Below are 18647 nucleotides of genomic sequence, written 5' to 3' on the forward strand. Positions count from 1 at the left end.
ATTATTTTTTTAGTATTCCTGCCAGATCGGCTGGAGAATAATTCACAGATTTAAGTGTTTTATGATCTCCTTCCCTGAAAACGAGGAATAAATCACCCTCTTTTTCGTAAAAGCTTGGGGTACCTTTTGCCTCATAATGTTTTACAGTTGCTTTTGCCTCTTCTTCAGTTTTGCAGGCTTTACTCATATTTGAGCGTTGAACTTCGTCAAATAAGTCTTTAAATTTTTCACCTAATCCAAATTCAAGAATAGCTCCTGAAAGAACATATTGTAAATCACAAAGCGCATCTGCAATTTCCACCATATCTTTATTTTCAATCGCTTCTTCTAATTCTTTTAATTCTTCTGCTAATAAAGAGACTCTCAGATTGCACCTAATTTCTGAAGGAATTGTCGGCTCAGTCAAAACAGGATGCTTGAATGTTTCGTGAAATAGGGCAACGGATGTGAGTGATTTAGGATCTTGCATGGTTTATTTTGATTATAGTTCGAAATAAATGAAAAAGACCGGAATTCTAAGTCTTTTTCTGTTTGGATTATCTAGAGTCAAGGTTTAGCCCTTCTTAGGATTCTGTTTTTCACATGATTTGATACCGAGATCTGTCTTTATTTTGTATGAGAATCAGACAATAAGTCTGATTTTATGACAAGATGATTAAGTTTGCAAGCCCTTTTGTTCTTGGTTGAGTTTTTGAACTTGTAGCTGCTAATTGTAAAAGACCTATGGAAATAACCTTCTATAAATATCAGGGAACAGGAAATGATTTTGTCATGATCGATGATCGATCGGAGTCATTTGATGTTTCTGACCTAAAGTTAATCTCCAAACTTTGTGATAGAAAATTCGGCATTGGTGCAGATGGCCTGATTTTAATCAGGGATCACGTAGGTTATGATTTTGAGATGATTTATTTCAATGCGGATGGGACGCAAAGTATGTGTGGTAATGGAGCAAGATGTGCAGTTGCTTTTTCAGCATTTCTAGGGATTGTTAAGAAGAAGACTAAGTTTCTAGCCATAGATGGTCCACACGAAGCAAGTATCAAGGAAGGCTTAGTTCAGTTGCTAATGGGTGACGTGCAAGGAATAGAGGAAAAAGCAGAAGATTTCTTTGTAAACACTGGGTCACCTCATCATATTAGGTTAGTAGAAAATGTGGAGGCTTATCCTGTTTTTGCAGAGGGTAAAAATATCCGTTATGACAACTCCTACTCCCCAGCAGGAACAAATGTAAATTTTGTAGAACAAGTAGCTGCGGATGAAATCTTTGTTCGTACTTATGAAAGAGGAGTGGAAAACGAAACGCTTTCTTGTGGTACGGGTGTAACTGCAGCAGCTTTGGTTTTTGGAAAAGACCGTAACAGCGCTGAAATAAAAATTAATACCCTAGGAGGGAAGTTATCCGTTAAATTTACTTCAAAGGCAAACGGAGGGTTTACGGATATTTGGCTTATAGGACCTGCACAGCAGGTGTTTAGTGGTAAAATAAATATTTAGAATAAAAGGATCATCTGGTAGGTACTGGAGATCATTATCAATTGTAATAAAAAGGGGTTAATTTTATGACCCGATTTGAGAATCACATTCATTCGACATGTTAGAATTAATTGCAAAAGGACTCGCGAAAGTATTCGGTACTAAGTCCGATAGAGATATTAAAGAATTATCCCCCAAAGTAGCAGAGATCAATAATATCTTTGAAAGCTTTGCATCTATTACAGATGACGAACTAAGAGGGAAAACGCAGGAAATCAAGAGTAAAATCGACGATCGGTTAAAAACGATTGATGATAGCATTGAGGAGATCAGAGCCAAGATCAATGAGCTACCTGCCAATGCGATACATGATAAGGATCAACTTTTTAATGAAATTGACAAATTAGAAAAGCAGCGGGATGAATCGTTAGAAGATATTTTATCTGAAGTTTTACCGACGGCATTTGCAGTGGTAAAGGAAACAGCTAGAAGATTCAAGGAGAATAAACAGCTAAAAGTTACCGCTTCACTTTTTGACAGAGAGATTTCTGCGAAAAAGAAGAATGTAGAAATAGATGGAGATTATGCTATCTGGCATAATAGCTGGTTAGCAGCTGGGACTGAAGTTGTCTGGGACATGGTCCATTATGATGTCCAATTGATTGGTGGTATGGTTTTGCATAATGGTAAAATTGCAGAAATGGCCACTGGTGAAGGTAAAACGCTTGTATCTACGCTCCCTGCCTACCTAAATGCCTTAGCCGGAAGAGGAGTACATATTGTCACTGTTAATGATTACTTGGCAAAGCGAGACTCCGAGTGGAATGCACCACTTTTTGAATTCCATGGATTAACTGTGGATTGTATTGATAAGTATCAGCCAAATTCTCCTGGAAGAAAAAAAGCCTATGCATGTGATATCGTGTATGGTACAAATAATGAATTTGGTTTTGATTACCTCCGTGACAACATGGCTAGAGACGGTAGCGACTTGGTACAGGGAAAACATCATTTTGCGATGGTCGATGAGGTCGATTCCGTGTTAATTGATGATGCCCGTACCCCACTGATTATTTCTGGTCCGGTACCTAAAGGAGATGTTCATGAGTTTGATGACATGAAACCTCGAGTATCTGCATTGGTGGATGAGCAAAGGAAATTGGTACAGGGATTTTTGACCAGTGCCAAAAAGTTGATAGCTGAAGGAAATGAGAAAGATGGTGGATTGGCTCTATTCAGAGCATTTAGAGGAATGCCTAAATACAAGCCATTGATTAAATACCTATCTGAACCTGGAATCAGGGTTATTCTACAAAAAACAGAAAATTTCTATCTGCAGGATAATAAGAGAAATATGCCGGAGGCAGATGAACCGCTTTTGTTTACTATTGATGAGAAAACAAATGTGGTTGATTTAACAGATCGGGGCATAGAAACTATGACGACGAAAAATGAAAACGTAGAATTTTTCGTTTTACCGGATATCGGAGTTGTCATTGCAGATTTGGAGAAAGAGGAAGGGTTGGACGATAAAGAAAAGCTTATTCGGAAGGAAGAAGTTATCAAAGAATATGGTGTAAAGGCTCAACGAATTCATACTGTCAATCAGCTTTTGAAGGCTTATTGTATGTTTGAGCGGGATACAGAGTATATCATTGTAGATGGAAAAGTAAAAATCGTCGATGAGCAGACGGGCCGTGTGATGGAAGGAAGAAGATATTCTGACGGTTTGCACCAGGCGATTGAGGCAAAAGAAAATGTTAAGGTAGAGGATGCTACCCAGACGTACGCCACTATTACGCTTCAAAACTACTTCAGGATGTACCACAAGCTAGCTGGTATGACTGGTACAGCAGAGACCGAAGCTGGTGAATTTTGGGAAATTTATAAGTTGGATGTGGTTGTTATTCCTACCAATCGTGTTATCCAACGATCTGATAAAGAAGACAAAGTTTACAAAACTGTTCGTGAAAAGTTCAATGCTGTTGTAGATGAAATTAACGAGCTAGTCGCAGCAGGAAGACCTGTACTTGTAGGTACCACTTCTGTAGAGATATCGGAGGTACTGAGCAGAATGCTCACATTGAAGAAAATCCCTCACCAAGTATTAAATGCAAAGCAACATGCCAGAGAAGCGGATGTTGTTGCTGCAGCTGGACAATCAGGTACTGTTACTATTGCTACCAACATGGCTGGACGAGGTACTGATATCAAGCTTTCTCCTGAGTCCAAAGAAGCAGGGGGTCTTGCGATCATCGGTACCGAAAGACATGAATCAAGACGTGTCGATAGACAGTTGAGAGGTAGAGCAGGTCGTCAAGGAGATGTAGGATCTTCACAATTCTTTGTGTCTTTGGAAGACAGTTTAATGAGACTTTTCGGCTCAGAAAGAATTGCCAAGCTAATGGATAGAATGGGACTGGAAGAAGGAGAGGTGATTCAGCACAGTATGATTACCAAATCTATCGAAAGGGCTCAGACTAAAGTGGAAGAAAACAACTTTGGCACAAGAAAGAGACTTTTGGAATATGATGACGTAATGAACTCACAACGTGAGGTAGTTTACAAGAGGAGAAGAAATGCACTCAAAGGAGATCGTCTGGAGCTGGATATATTGAATATCATGTATGATGTCTGTGAGAGTAACATTGAGATTGGGAAATCTACTGGTGATCCAGAAGATTTAAGATTGAATGTGTTTACTTCTTTAGGATTGGATTATCAAATATCTGAAAGCGATTTGAAGTCCAAAGATTCGGCGACTTTGACTCAGGAATTATATGAAGCGGCTTTTGACAATTATCAGAAGAAGAACGAGTTAATAATCAGTACTGCCCTTCCTATATTCAAGAAAGTTCAAGAAGAAAGAGGAGCAACGGTTAAAGACATTATGGTTCCTATTTCTGATGGTATCAAACAAATTGGTGTAGTAGTCAATTTGGAAGGAATGATCAACAGTGAAGGAAGGGAATTAATTAGATCCATTGAGAAAAATGTGACACTTGCCATTATTGATCAAAACTGGAAAGAACATCTCCGGGATATGGATGATTTGAAGCAATCTGTACAAAATGCCGTTTATGAGCAGAAAGACCCGCTTTTGATCTATAAGTTTGAGGCATTTGAAATGTTCAAACGATTTATAGGAAAACTAAATGAGGACATGATCTCCTTTATTTCTAGAGCAGATTTGCCAAAGCAAGACCCTAGTCAGGTTCATGCAGCTCAGCCAAATAGAGTGAGTGAGCCTCAGGGACAAGCAAGTAAAGCGGAAGTCTCTAGCACACTCAATCCAAGGGCAAACAGAGCAGCAGCAGCTGCGGCAAGCGCTGGAAGACCTGCACCGCAAGTGGTTGCTCCTAGAAAGTCAGAAAAAGTTTACGGAAGAAATGATAAAGTAACTGTTCAATACACGAATGGAACTACAAAATCGGATGTGAAGTATAAAAGTATAGAGCAGGATATTCAGGAGGGGAAATGTATTGTAATCGACTAATTTATTGATATGAAGTTTGTTTGGATTCTTGGCTTATTTGTAATTATTGTAGGATGTAATTCCAGTAAATCTACCACAGGTGGTGCCGCTGCTTATTCTTCCTATCAAGAAAATCTGACTAACTCTTTGCCTGCTTATCCGGATTATAAAGCAGAACTTGCTGCTCTGGAAAGTAATAAGGTGACAGCTTCCGTAAAGACCGTTGATGCTGAACTGAATCAAAAGATTACTGAGATCTATGATAAAAACTTATTAGAACCCTATTTCAATGGATATTCAGTTTTAGTTTATTCGGGTATAGATAGAACAAAAGCATTTGAGACACAGGAAGAACTCGCAGAAAACTTTCCGGATATCAAACCAGAAATGCAATATCAAGAGCCCCGCTATCTCGTAAAAGTGGGTAAGTTTAATTATAAAATTGAGGCTCAGAAGAGCTTTTCACTGATAAAATCTCAGTTTCCTACTGCAAGAATAATTCAAGATAGATTTCAGAGAAAAGAATATGAAGCCCCTGAAATCTTAGATTCCAATGCTGAAAGACAAAATTAAGTCACTGGCTAAGGCCTATAAAGATGAAGTTATTGCCAATCGGAGACATCTTCATGCCAATCCAGAGCTTTCTTATGTTGAATTCAAGACCTCCGCTTTTGTAGAAGAAAAGTTAAAATCTTTAGGTATAACCAAGATTGATAAAAAAGCGAAAACGGGATGGTCTGCTTTGATAGAAGGAAAGAACCCTAAATCAAAAGTAGTCGCTCTTCGGGCAGATATGGATGCCCTTCCGATTTTTGAGGCAAATGAGGTTTCTTACAAATCTACCAATGATGGAGTGATGCATGCCTGTGGCCATGATGCACATACAGCATCCTTATTAGGGGCAGCCAAGATTCTAAACGAATTAAAAGACGATTTCGAAGGGACAATCAAATTGATTTTTCAACCCGGAGAAGAAGTAGTTCCAGGTGGAGCTTCTTTGATGATCAAGGATAAAGTTCTTGAAAATCCACGCCCAGCAGGAATTATTGGGCAGCATGTCATGCCCTATATTGATGCAGGAAAAGTTGGTTTCCGAAAAGGAATTTACATGGCCAGTGCGGATGAATTGTACATAACTGTCAAGGGTAAAGGAGGCCATGGAGCAATGCCCGAAACGTTGATTGACCCAGTGTTGATTGCATCTCATATGATAGTTGCACTACAGCAAGTAGTTAGCCGTGCAGCAAGTCCAAAAATCCCTTCCGTACTTTCTTTTGGTCGTGTGGAGGCTTTAGGAGCAACTAATGTAATACCTAATGAAGTTAAGATTCAAGGAACCTTCAGGACTTTAGATGAAGAGTGGAGAGCAAAGGCACATGAAAAGATGCTTCAAATTGCTCACGGAATAGTAGAAGGTATGGGAGGAGAATTAGATTTTGAAATCCGTAAAGGGTATCCATTTTTAAAAAACGATCCTGAATTAACTGGAAGATCCCAGCAAGCTGCAATAGAATATCTGGGAGCTGAGAACGTTTTGGATTTGGATATTTGGATGGCAGCAGAGGATTTTGCCTATTATTCCCAAGAAATTAATGGTTGTTTTTATCGTTTGGGTACCAGAAATGAAGCCAAAGGAATTACTTCAGGAGTTCATACACCAACATTTGATATTGAAGAAGATGCCTTGGAAATTGGTGCAGGTTTGATGGCTTGGTTAGCTGTTTCTGAATTACAAAATTCTTAACATTCAGAATACAATTTTTCTAAACTAACCTATTAGCTTTACCGATTATTTATCAGCTATGAAAATCAACAAAACGCTCATTCTGACTTTTTGTATGTCCTTGTTAATGTCTCAAGCTTTTGCTTGGGGACAAATCGGCCATTATTTGATTGGTTATATGGCATCCATTCAAATGAAAAACTCATCCCGTAAGAAAGTGGAAAAAGTTTTATTCCCTATGTCTATAGCAAGAAGTGGAATTTGGATGGATGAGATCAAATCAGATAGAGCTTATGATTACGTAAATTCCTGGCACTATTTGACTAGTAAAAACGGGGAATACGATCCTGAATTACAAGAAAAAGGAGGGAATGCCTATGAAGCGATCAATACATTGAAAGCAGAATTAAAAGCAGGTAACCTCAGTCCAAAAGAAGAAGGAGAAAAGTTGAAAATGCTCATTCATTTGGTGGAAGATATTCATCAACCATTACACGTGGGAACAGGTGAAGATCGGGGTGGAAATGATGTAAAGCTTGAGTTTTTTTGGCAGCAATCAAATCTTCATGCAGTCTGGGATTCCGGAATGATTGATCGTTGGGATATGAGCTATACCGAAATTGGGGACGAATTGATGAGAAGATGGACTTCAGATATAATTACCCAATATAGAAATTCTACGATAGACGATTGGTTAAAGGAGGCTGTTGCACTAAGGCCGATGGTCTATAAACTCCCAGAAAACAAAAAACTATCCTATAGCTATGGTTATACTAATCGGGATATTGTGGAGGAGAGATTAATAGCAGCTAGTATTCGATTAGCTGAGATTTTGGAAGAAATCTATGGGTAGTTAAGTAGCCCAACAAGTCAATTTTAAAAGTGTTGAGAGTTTTTTTGGGGAGCTGAAAGCTTATCCGAATTCGGAAGTCGAAAAGAAGTCAGTTAGGAATAGAATAATTCAGAGCTACAAAAAATGCTCACTTGGAACTTCTAATTATTGAAAGCTGAGATTTCAGCATTTTGGTTTTTCAATTCCTGTTTTTAAACTCAGCTTTTGCTCCATCTAAAAATTCCACAAAATTTTGGATATCTGTGTCATAACCTTTTGGTGTTGCCAGAAGGTTTTCCTTATGATCCAAAATCACATAATAGGGTTGGGCGTTGTTATTGAACTTGGTGATTTGAAAATCTGCATTTTGTTTTCCCAACGTCTTCTTTACTTTTCCATCGTAATCTGAAGTATACCATTTGCTCTCGGGAAGTTCTAATCTCTCATCGATATAGAGTGCTACCATAACAAAGTCATTTTTTAGGCGTGTCAAGACCTGAGGATCTGCCCAGACATTCTCTTCCATTTTACGACAGTTAACGCATCCATGACCCGTAAAGTCAATCAAAAGTGGTTTGCCTTGTGCCTTGGCTGCAGCCAAAGCTTCTTCGTAATCAAAGTAGCCCTGAATTCCGAAAGGAATTTCAAGTAAATCACCGTATTTAACCGGAGATCTTTCCTCTTCTGAATTAGAAGATGCCTCTCCGATTTTGAATTGCTGCGTGGTCAGGGGAGGTAAATAACCGCTGAGGTATTTGAGTGGAGCTCCCCATAGGCCTGGAATCATATAGACCACAAACATAAAAGTCACCAGAGCTAAAAGTAATCTCGGAACTCCAATGAAGTCAATGGGTGAATCGTGAGGTAATTTTATTTTCCCAAGGAGATATAATCCCAATGCAGCAAATATTACGATCCAGATAATTAAGAAAATATCCCGGTCCAAAATTCCCCAATGATATACCAAATCTGCTATGGAAAGGAATTTAAATGCCAAAGCAAGTTCTAAAAAGCCTAAAACAACTTTTATTGAATTCAACCAACCGCCAGATTTAGGAAGCCGTTTCATCCATTCAGGAAATATGGCAAATAATGTGAATGGGATTGCAAATGCCAAAGAGAAGGCAAACATTCCCATAATTGGTTTTATCAATTCTCCTCCTGCAGAAGATATCAAAATGGAGCCGACTATGGGGCCAGTACATGAAAATGATACCAAGACTAATGTAAACGCCATAAAGAAAACACCAGTTAACCCTCCTTTTTCAGCTTTAGCATCTATTTTATTTACAAAATTTGATGGAAGATTTATTTCAAATAATCCAAGAAAAGCAAGTGCGAAAAATATGAAAATACCAAAGAAGAAAAGGTTTGGAAGCCAATGCGTTGCAAGCCAATTTGCAAATTCAGGACCTTGAATCGCAGCGACAGCAGTACCGGCGACGGTATAAATGGCAATTATTGAAAAACCATAAATAAATGCCTGTTTTATTCCTGATGCCTTAGATGAAGACCGTCCGGTGAAAAAACTTACGGTCATGGGTATCATGGGGAAAACACATGGAGTGAGTAATGCTGCCAGCCCAGCTAGAAAGGCCAAAACCATAAACCCGAATAATGATTCATTGATTGTGGAAGATTCCAAAGTATAGGTTTTGGGTTCGTCTTTAGGCCTTGCGTCCACCTCTTCAAATGGGCTTTCAGCTCCGCTTTGTTCATTTTCTTTAATTTCACTTGAAGCGGTATTGTTATTGGATTCTGAATTGAATGATAATTCGAAATCTTCTTCGTAATTAATGCACTGTCCAGTGACGTCTGAACACATCTGATATTCTAACAAACCTTTGATTTGGCCTCTGGGTGAATTGATAAGAATTTTTTGTTCAAATCTACCTTTACCCATAAAGTAGGTCACATCTCCTTCCCAGATTTCGTCAAACTTTTTCTTGGGATTTATAGGCATTAAGGGACCAGATACAGAATAATCTGATGACTCATCTAACTTAAGGACTGTCAGATTAGGCCCTAAATCCGGATCAAAGTCATTGGAATAAACATACCATCCAATTGGAATTTCTGCTTCAAAAACAAGAGTTGATTCTTCACCAATAACTGTTTTCTCTGGCTCTAAAGTAATAGTCCATGTTGGAGGCGAAATGATTTGTGCTTCAACAAAAGAATTAAAACTCAGAAATAAAATAAATACAACAGTAACCTGCAGAAACCTAGAGATTTTCATGGATTCAAGAATAATTGTAATCGAAAGGAAATTGGAAGGAAATTAGTTCCTGATTTAATTCCCGCTCAAGGACCTGAAATGCTTAAAGAAAGCAGCAATAGTTTCTATTCCAATGAAATAATTGGCTACTCCATAATGTTCATTTGGAGAGTGAAGTGCATCTGTATCCAGACCGAAACCAAAAAGGATTGGGTCTGTTTCCAGTTCTTTTTGAAATAGAGCAACTATAGGAATTGAACCCCCTTCTCTTGTTGGAATAGGTCTTTTTCCAAAAGTTTCTTCCATAGCTTTTTCTGCCGCTTGATACCCTATCGAACTATCAGAAACAACTGCGGGAGCTCCTCCGTGATGTGCTTTTACTTTTACTGTAACTGAATCCGGAGCGATAGATTTGAAATATTTTTCAAAAAGCTGAGAGATTTCATGCCAATCTTGGTCTGGAACTAGACGCATGGAGATCTTTGCAGAAGCCTTGGATGGTAATACAGTTTTCGCTCCTTCACCAATATAACCTCCCCAGATCCCATTCACATCCAAAGTTGGTCTGATACCCACTCTTTCAATGGTTGTATATCCTTTTTCTCCCTGGACATCCGCAATTTTCAATTTCTTCTTGTATTCACTCAGGTCAAAGGGAGCTTCATTAAGCCTGTCTCTTTGTTCTGAAGTCAATTCTGCGACTTTATCATAAAACCCAGGAATAGTGATATGATCATTTTCATCTTTCATAGAAGCGATCATCTCACAAAGTATATTAATTGGATTTGCAACAGCTCCTCCATAAGTTCCGGAATGCAAATCTCGATTCGCTCCAGTCACTTCCACTTCCATATATGCCATGCCACGAAGCCCTACGGTAATGGAAGGGTCTTTCATGCTAATCATATGTGTGTCCGAAATCAGAATTACATCCGCTTTTAGCTTTTTTTTATTTTCTATGACGAATTTGTCCAAATTGTCAGAGCCAACTTCCTCTTCACCTTCTATCATAAACTTCACATTACATGGTAAGTCATTAGATGCCATCATTGCCTCAAAGGCTTTTACATGCATGTAAAACTGGCCTTTATCATCTGCAGAGCCTCTCGCGAAGATGGCTCCTTGTGGATGTTCATCAGTTTTTTTTATGACAGGTTCAAAAGGAGGAGAATCCCACAATTCGTAAGGGTCTGCAGGCTGAACATCGTAATGTCCATATACCAATACAGTAGGAAAGTCGGGGTTTATAATTTTCTCACCATAAACAATCGGATAGCCTTTTGTTTGGCAAATTTCAGCAGAATCAGCACCTGCTTTTATCAAGCTTTCTTTTACAAATTCTGCAGCGGCAAAAACATCTTTCTTGAACTTTGGATCTGCGCTGACTGAAGGAATTCTAAGCAAGTCTAGCAGTTCATTCAGGAAGCGATCTTTATTAGTTTTGATATAATCGTTTACAGCCATAGAAATATGTAATTGGGTTTTGAAAGGCTCAAAATTATCCTTTTCGTAAGGAAATGCCTACTTTAAACCCATATTTCCACCAAAGGTTTCCATTAAAATTTCAAATGAAAGCTATTATTTGTGAGGAGTTTGGTTCTCCTAAAAATCTTAAGTTTGGTGAATTGCCAGACCCTGTACCGAATAAGGATGAGATACTTATTAAAGTGGAGGCATGTGGAATAAATTTTCCTGATATTTTAATTATTCAAAATAAGTATCAATTCAAGCCAGAATTTCCTTTTTCTCCAGGTGGTGAAATAATCGGAAAAGTAATCCGCTTAGGTGAAAACGTGGATAATTTTCAATTAGGAGATTCTGTTTTAGCTCTTTGTGGTTGGGGAGGATTAGCGGAACAAGTAGCAGTAGAAAAAACACGTGTTTTTAAGCTTAACGAGGGTTTGCCCTTATCGCTGGCTTCAGCCACTTTATATAATTATGGAACTTCGTTTCATGCTTTGAAAGATCGGGCAAAGTTAAAAGAAGGTGAAACTTTATTGGTACTGGGTGCAGCAGGAGGTGTTGGTTTGGCTGCTGTGGAGCTCGGAAAGATTATGGGTGCCAAGGTGATAGCTGCTGCTTCCTCAGAAGAAAAACTGAACTTATGTAAAGATCGTGGGGCAGATGAAATAATTAATTATGAACAAGAGGATTTGAAATTGAAAATTAAACAGCTTACCAACAATGGGGGTGTAGATGTTGTTTTTGATCCTGTTGGCGGAAAATACACAGATCATGCTTTGCGTGGAATAGCTTGGAAAGGGAGATACTTGATCGTTGGATTTTCAAATGGTGAAATTCCTAAAATTCCAATGAATCTCCCTTTGCTAAAAGGTTGTGAAATTGTCGGTGTTTTTTGGGGACGTTTCTCCAAGTTGGAAAAAGACCTGAACTTAAAAAATCTGAATCAGTTGATTGAATGGATTTTGGAAGGAAAAATTCAAGGTCCAAAGATAAAGGAATATAAAATGGAGCAAGCTCCTCAAGCAATAGCAGCATTGTCTGACCGAAAAAAAAACAATAAAGGAGTTGTAATAATGAAGTAAAGTAGCCAGCAACACTGGTTAGCAGAGATTACTTTAAATACGCCATTTTTATAATAAAACTTAAATTATATTATGAGCCATTTTTTTGATATATAAACAAGAATTTTTTCAATTATGAGAATAATAATAAATTATTTAGTTTATTAGTCTCTATTCATTTTTGAGAGAAAAATAGTGATAAAAACAAGTTGTATCTTTTTTATTGCATTGTTTGTAATAGGAATTATTCCATTGGAAACAATGGGGCAGACAGATACCTTGCCAGAAAAATCAAAAAAGATAAGTTTACGAGATCCTGAAGATGGAGCTTTAGATGTGAGTGAATTCTTAATCTCGCCTAAAGGAATTTTTCCAATTCCAATCATCATTACGGAACCTGCTCTTGGCTATGGGGGGGGTGCCGCTTTATTGTATTTCCATCCCCATAAGGGTAAAGGTGGAGACAATATCTCTCCAAATATATCAGGTGTTGTTGGCCTATATACCCAGAATAAAACATGGCTGGGGGGAGCTTTTCATCGGCATATATTTGGGGACAATCGTGTGATAACTACCACAGCAGTCGCAAAACCAGATGTTTTTATCAAATACTTTGGAAACAATAATGAGTTTTTGAGCAATAATCCAGTTACCATAAACCTAGATTCATGGGTAGCTCATCAAGGAGTAAAAGTTAGACTAAGAGATTCTAATTTTTTTGTAGGATTAAACTATACTTATTTTAGAGCTGATGTGAGTTTGGATACCATACCGGGAAGACCCTTGATCAACCTTATTCTCAATAGGCTAAAAGGAACATCAACGATTAGTACTATTCAACCGAAAATCAATTGGGACAATCGAGATAATATTTTTACCCCTACAAAAGGTTTTGATACAGGAGGATCCCTTTCTTACAATGCTGAATGGTTGGGTGCAGATGACACTTATTATGCTTTGAACACCTATTTCAAAGGGTATTTTCCGATTTCGAACAAATTGTATTCTTCATGGAGGTTTGATGGAAAGTTCTTACTGGGAGATGCTCCTTTGTATGCTTATCCCTTTATTCAATTACGCGGGATTCCAGCAATGCGGTACCAAAGCGACAATACCCTAGTAGTAGAATCAGAATGGAGATATGAGGTCTACAGGAGATGGTCTGTCCTAGGCTTTGTGGGAGGTGGAAAGGCGTTGGATTCATTTGACAATTTCAATTCTTTTGATTGGGCTTATAGTGGAGGAACGGGAATAAGGTATAAGATTGCTAGTGCCTTTGGCCTACATTCTGGGGTCGATTTTGCCTGGGGAAGTGCTGGAGATTTTGCGTTTTATATTGTTTTTGGAACCTCTTTATAATAGTACCAGTATGAGGAAAGGCAATGGAATAAAGGAAACTCTAGAAAGAATTGGATATTCAATACCTAAATTAAAAAAATATTTTTTCATAGCTTGTCTGACCTTTCAAGCCCTTTTCCTAGGACCAGTATCGAACTCTGTAGCAAGACAGCTTTTTAAAAAGGATTCTACCAAAGCTGAGGTTAAGCCTAATAAACTTTATTTAATTCCTTTGCCAGCTCTTTCTTATAACCCAGCTTTTGGATTTATTTATGGGGTGGCTGCTTCTAGTAATATCCTAATTGGAGATTCCAAGGACACGAAACTTTCTTCAGGGTTTTTGAACGCGACTTATTCTTCCAAAAAACAATTGATTTTGAGCTTGAAGACAACAATTTATTCCAACCATAATAATTGGATTCTTCTGGGAGATTGGAGGTTTTTGGATTCTTCCCAGCCCACTTATGGCCTTGGAACAGGTATACAAAGCGAAATATTAGTCACAGAAATGCAAGATGGTTTTGAATTGGGAGATTACAAAGACGGAGTAGATTTGGCCGAACTGATGGAATTCAATCTTATACGCTTTCATCAAATTGCTTTAAAAAGAATCAAGAATAGCCTTTATGCTGGGCTGGGTTATCATTTGGATAGGTACTCCAACATACAAGATAATTTGTTGGATCTGGAAAGTGATCCTCCAAGGATTACCAACCATTTTGCTTATAATACCCTTCATGAATTTGACTTGGAAGAATATACCATTTCAGGACCAAGCCTGAATGCAATATTGGATACACGAGATAATGTGAATTTCCCATTTAAAGGTAGGTATGCCTTTTTGCAATACCGATTTCTTCCTGGCTGGCTGGGTAGCGAAAAAAGTACCCATTCATGGTGGTTAGAATACCGCCAATATTGGAATGTTTCCCAAAAAGTGGAAAGGAATACCATTGCTTTTTGGGCATTTGCAAATATTACCCCCTTCGGGAAATTACCTTATATGGGATTACCGGCTTTAGGTTGGGATCAATTGGGAAGGTCGGGGCGAGCATATCCTCAAGGAAGATTTCGAGGAGAGAACCTTTTTTATAGTGAAGTAGAATATAGGTTTCGGATTCCTCTATTAAATAAAAACCCCGATTTTTTGGGAGGAGTTGTTTTTGCTAATACTACCTCAGCCTCTTCTTTAGACCAAGATTTGAAACTCTTTCAGACCGTAAAAGGGGGTGCAGGAGTAGGGTTAAGATTTATGTTTCAAAAAGCCACTCGCTCCAATGTGACTTTAGATTATGGGATAGGCGCAGATGGAAAAGGGGCGATTTATTTTAATCTTAACGAATATTTCTAATCGGCTTTCTAACGCTTGAAACTAAGGATTTAAAAAAACAAAGAATTGAATATTTAAGAATAGAGTCGTTTAATCTATTTATTAAGATAAAATGATTCATGAACCCTACTCTATGACATGGACATTTACTTCCATACTTCCTTTGGTTGCTTTAGAGATTAAACAAATTTCATGTGCTGCTTCTGCTAGCTTTTGTGCTTCCTCCAAAGAACTTGCATGAGGAATTTTTACATAAATATCTGCTGCAATTCCATAATCTTCAGGACCAAAACTTCCTAAATGAACTTTGGCGGTAATCTCTGAATCTCTCAAACTTACTTTTCCAGCGACGGAAGCTAAAGCACCTCCAAAACAGGTAGAATAAGCAGCAGCTAATAATTGCTCCGGGTTAGTCTTTCCCCCTTCCCCTCCAATTTCTTTAGGCATGGCAACATCAAAATCCAATAAACCATCCTCAGATTTTACGTGTCCTTTTCTTCCACCGGTATTAATTGCTACTGCTGTGTAATCAACATTTAATTTTTTCATGTTTGGCTTGAGTTTTTCAATGAATTAAAACTTTCTAACAAGTTTTGTAGGGAATGGTTTAATTCTGCCAAATCTAAATTTGTAACTTCATTTAGTTTTTCTTCCAAGGGTAAAAGCGACTGTTTCACTTTAGATTCAAGTGATTTTCCGGGATAAGTCAATTCAACATGAACGGTTCGTTCATCCGAATCCCCTCTATGCCTTTTCACATAATTGACACGCTCCAGTTTTTTGATAAGAGGTGTTAGAGTGCCGGAATCCAGATGAAGTCTCTCGCCGATCTCCTTCACCAGAATACCATCCTCCTCCCAAAGTACTTTCATCGTTAAATATTGAGGATATGTCAGGTTATGTTCTTTTAATATGCTTTGAATAAGTTGAATAAGTAACCTCGAAGAACTGTAGAGGTCCAGGGAAAGTTGATGTAGAGAAAACATGAAGGAGATTTTAAATTTTATACAATTTAACTGTATAAAAATTGATTCAAAATTTGATTCAATAATATCTACCAATCATTGGGTGATCAACGATCTCTTTTTTCAAAGCTAAGGCATCGATAGTACCGGGAACATGATATGCAATTTTTCCACCTGGTTCAATTAAAAGACTGATTGGTAAACTACCATCCCAATTTTCTCCAACCACTTTTATTACTTCATATTTATCTTCTGTATCCATGAGGTAATTTGGTACTGCAGATGCTTTTCCTTTAAGGAATTTCAAGGCTTTGTCAAATTGGTCAGGGCTATCCATACTTACCGAAACAAATTGAAAATCACGTTCTCCATACATTCTTTGTATCGTCACAAATTCTGGATACTCTATAATACATGGCCCGCACCAGGTGGCCCAGAAATTTACAAGTAACAATTCGTCAGTGTCATTTATTAAGAGTTCAGCAAGTCCTGACGGAGATAGTTTTTCTAAAGTAACCTCTTTTTCTTTCCAGGCTTTATTCGTCTTAATTGCATATTCATTTTTCCAAGCCCACTTCATTGAGCAGCCAAAGGAAGGGGTTTGTTCTCTATCCGAAGGAAGAGGCTTTCCCTCTAAGGTTAAATCTATAGCATACCTCAAATCTTCAGCATTAGCAGTACCCGGCTTTTCTGAGGAATCAATTCTTCCAGAATAAGCGAGTTTCCTCTCTTTATCAAAAACAAATACATGGGGCGTAGCCACTGGACCATATGCTAATGAAAACTCATGTTTGTCTCCATCATATAAGTATGGAAAATTATAAGCTTTGTCTTTGGCTCGAATTTTCATTTCTTCATAAGTGTCACTCAGGTCGGTATAACCAAGCTCTTCAGGAAGAATGCCAATAGGGCTATTTGCAGAAATGGCCACAAAAGCCACACTTTTTCCTTTATAATCCTTCACTGCTTGAATAAACCGATCTTCATAAGCTTGTGCGGTAGGACAATGGTTGCAAGTAAAATTAATTACCAAGACATCAGAGTCTGCGTAGTCCGAAAGCTTATGAAATTCTCCATCAATTCCCGGCAAATTGAAATCAGGGGCTTTATCTCCAATAAGCAATTTTGAGATTGGTTGTTCATTTATATATTGTGGATCAGCCACAAAACTGGATTCTATATTACCTGCTTCAGAAACTGCACTTTCTTCCGTTGATTTGGTCGAACACCTGGAAAATAGAAATGCCAAAAGCAATAAAATTTCAGCGAACAGGATGATTTTTAGCTTTGATTTCATCTAAATGAATTTTATGAAAATTTCAAAATCAGCCTAATTTATAGCCATGCTGATAGACATAATGTTTATGGGTATTTGCTTCATAATCATCTATAAATTCCTGAGTAACCGGATCCCATTTCAAAGGCCTACCTAACTTGTGGGCGATATTACCTAAAGTACAGGCAGTACAGGTACTATGTCCAATTTCTACTGGAACGACAGGATCCTTTCTCTTCAAAACGGAATCTATAAAATCTATATGATGTGCTCCAAAACCAGTTTCTTCTCTTGAAAACGTTCTTTCACAACTGGGAACATTCGTATCGTACTGACCTCTGGATACTTTAATCCACCCATTTTCTCCAAAGAATTTCACTCCTTGTCTTCCCTCGTCAAATGGGGTAATATGAATTTTAATTCCGTTTGGATAGAAATAGGTTAATGGGCTTGAATCTGTTCCTGGGATTATTTCTACGGGACCATTTCGATCCATGCCAATTCCCCACTGGGCGATATCGATCATATGTGCTCCCCAATCTGTCATCAATCCACCTCCGGTTTCTTCATACCATCTCCAAGCTCCCCACATTTTTTCATTTTGTTCAGGGTTCAAACTAATCGGTGGATTTAATTCCTCATTGTAAGGGATATCCGGGAGTGGACCTGTCCAGGTTTTCCAATCTAATCCTTCAGGGATTTCCTGTTTAGGCAAATCATATGGTTTAGGGTGTGGAGGGGTTCCTACATTTACAAGTACTTCTGAGATTTTACCAAGATTTCCTTTTTGGACCATTCGAACGGCATGCTGGAAATTTGCTCCAGATCGCTGCATACTTCCTACGGCCAACACAATGCTATTTGCACGAACTGCTTTTACTAATTCCTGACCTTCTTTGATAGTAAAGGTTAGGGGTTTTTCCAGATAGATATCTTTACCGGCATGGCAAGCATCTATGGCCATCATTGCATGCCAATGATCTGGCGTAGCTATTACCACAGCATCTACATCTGGATTTTCCAATAGCTTTTTGTAATCAGAGTAAAGGGTTACTTCTTTTGCTTCGCGATTTTGTTCATTATAATTTTTAGCTACTCGTTCCTTAAACCTCTGAAGTTTGATTTCATACACATCTGCTCCTGCAATAACATCGACAGCTGGGTTTTTCATCATATTATTGAGTAGTCCCATGGCTTGTCTGCCAACTCCTATAAAGCCAAGTCTTACTTTACCCGATTCAGGTTTAAAAGCAAAACTTGAATTTGCGTATGAAAAAGCAGGAAGGCTGCTGAGTCCAATCGTGCTAAGCAGGGAAGTACCCAGAAATTTTCTTCTGGAAAAAGAGGATTTACTCATCGGAGTTATTTTTAGGGTTCATAATTGTTAAATAACATAAAGTGGAAATAAATTACTGTTTTTCTGAAGGATAGAGAAATTTTCTAGATGGAATTTGATCAGAGGTCATAAGTTCTACTTTACTTTGAAAAG

At 38.1% G+C, this 18647-nt stretch carries 15 protein-coding genes; 8 read left to right on the top strand and 7 right to left on the bottom strand.

The window, feature by feature from the left end; genetic code table 11:
* Position 1: 1 nt before the first annotated feature.
* Entirely contained in the window at positions 2–469 is a 468-nt protein-coding gene (locus AAGF08_RS01300; RefSeq protein ID WP_343509089.1) for a nucleoside triphosphate pyrophosphohydrolase family protein, read from the bottom strand.
* Between the two features lie 254 nt (positions 470–723).
* Here AAGF08_RS01300 and dapF point away from each other — a divergent pair, with 254 nt between their 5' ends.
* The 5 genes from dapF (at position 724) to AAGF08_RS01325 (ending at position 7527) form a co-directional block, all read left to right on the top strand.
* Positions 724–1497, top strand: coding sequence for a diaminopimelate epimerase (gene dapF / locus AAGF08_RS01305; RefSeq protein ID WP_343509090.1), 774 nt, complete (start codon positions 724–726; stop codon positions 1495–1497).
* Between the two features lie 97 nt (positions 1498–1594).
* Positions 1595–4972, top strand: coding sequence for a preprotein translocase subunit SecA (gene secA, locus AAGF08_RS01310; protein ID WP_343509091.1), 3378 nt, complete (start codon positions 1595–1597; stop codon positions 4970–4972).
* A gap of 9 nt (positions 4973–4981) precedes the next feature.
* Entirely contained in the window at positions 4982–5524 is a 543-nt protein-coding gene (locus tag AAGF08_RS01315; RefSeq protein ID WP_343509092.1) for a hypothetical protein, read from the top strand.
* Positions 5505–6695, top strand: a complete 1191-nt coding sequence (locus tag AAGF08_RS01320) for a M20 family metallopeptidase (RefSeq protein ID WP_343509093.1) — start codon at positions 5505–5507, stop codon at positions 6693–6695. The genes AAGF08_RS01315 and AAGF08_RS01320 overlap by 20 nt, the downstream gene beginning before the upstream one ends.
* A gap of 58 nt (positions 6696–6753) precedes the next feature.
* Entirely contained in the window at positions 6754–7527 is a 774-nt protein-coding gene (locus AAGF08_RS01325; RefSeq protein WP_343509094.1) for a S1/P1 nuclease, read from the top strand.
* 178 nt (positions 7528–7705) lie between these two features.
* Here the strand turns inward: AAGF08_RS01325 and AAGF08_RS01330 are convergent, their stop codons facing one another.
* Together AAGF08_RS01330 and AAGF08_RS01335 are read right to left on the bottom strand one after the other, a co-directional pair.
* Positions 7706–9745: a cytochrome c biogenesis protein CcdA gene (locus tag AAGF08_RS01330; protein WP_343509096.1), complete on the bottom strand. Its 2040-nt coding sequence runs from the start codon at positions 9743–9745 to the stop codon at positions 7706–7708.
* A gap of 54 nt (positions 9746–9799) precedes the next feature.
* The gene (locus AAGF08_RS01335) at positions 9800–11188 is read right to left on the bottom strand and encodes a dipeptidase (protein ID WP_343509097.1); all 1389 of its coding nucleotides are present in this window, start codon (positions 11186–11188) and stop codon (positions 9800–9802) included.
* A 104-nt stretch (positions 11189–11292) separates the two neighbouring features.
* Between AAGF08_RS01335 and AAGF08_RS01340 the strand changes: the two genes are divergently transcribed.
* From AAGF08_RS01340 to AAGF08_RS01350, 3 genes are all read left to right on the top strand, one after another.
* Positions 11293–12270: an NADPH:quinone oxidoreductase family protein gene (locus tag AAGF08_RS01340; RefSeq protein ID WP_343509098.1), complete on the top strand. Its 978-nt coding sequence runs from the start codon at positions 11293–11295 to the stop codon at positions 12268–12270.
* A 174-nt stretch (positions 12271–12444) separates the two neighbouring features.
* On the top strand, positions 12445–13608 hold the full coding sequence (locus AAGF08_RS01345; protein ID WP_343509099.1) for a BamA/TamA family outer membrane protein: 1164 nt from the start codon (positions 12445–12447) through the stop codon (positions 13606–13608).
* Positions 13609–13618: 10 nt separating this feature from the next.
* Positions 13619–14938 (top strand): BamA/TamA family outer membrane protein, encoded by a 1320-nt coding sequence (locus tag AAGF08_RS01350; RefSeq protein ID WP_343509100.1) that lies wholly within the window; start codon positions 13619–13621, stop codon positions 14936–14938.
* 105 nt (positions 14939–15043) lie between these two features.
* On the opposite strand, the gene AAGF08_RS01355 is transcribed toward AAGF08_RS01350, so the two are convergent.
* The 4 genes from AAGF08_RS01355 to AAGF08_RS01370 are packed head-to-tail and all read right to left on the bottom strand — an operon-like array spanning position 15044 to position 18515.
* Positions 15044–15466, bottom strand: a complete 423-nt coding sequence (locus AAGF08_RS01355; protein ID WP_343509101.1) for an Ohr family peroxiredoxin — start codon at positions 15464–15466, stop codon at positions 15044–15046.
* Complete coding sequence (locus AAGF08_RS01360; protein ID WP_343509102.1) at positions 15463–15903, bottom strand: MarR family transcriptional regulator; 441 nt, start codon at positions 15901–15903, stop codon at positions 15463–15465. Before AAGF08_RS01360 ends, AAGF08_RS01355 begins: the two co-directional genes overlap by 4 nt.
* A 58-nt stretch (positions 15904–15961) precedes the next feature.
* The gene (locus AAGF08_RS01365) at positions 15962–17179 is read right to left on the bottom strand and encodes a redoxin domain-containing protein (protein WP_343509103.1); all 1218 of its coding nucleotides are present in this window, start codon (positions 17177–17179) and stop codon (positions 15962–15964) included.
* Between the two features lie 28 nt (positions 17180–17207).
* Positions 17208–18515: a Gfo/Idh/MocA family oxidoreductase gene (locus AAGF08_RS01370; protein WP_343509104.1), complete on the bottom strand. Its 1308-nt coding sequence runs from the start codon at positions 18513–18515 to the stop codon at positions 17208–17210.
* Between the last annotated feature and the right edge of the window lie 132 nt (positions 18516–18647).

The organism is Algoriphagus sp. SE2, assembly GCF_039563885.1.
Taxonomy (GTDB): domain Bacteria; phylum Bacteroidota; class Bacteroidia; order Cytophagales; family Cyclobacteriaceae; genus Algoriphagus.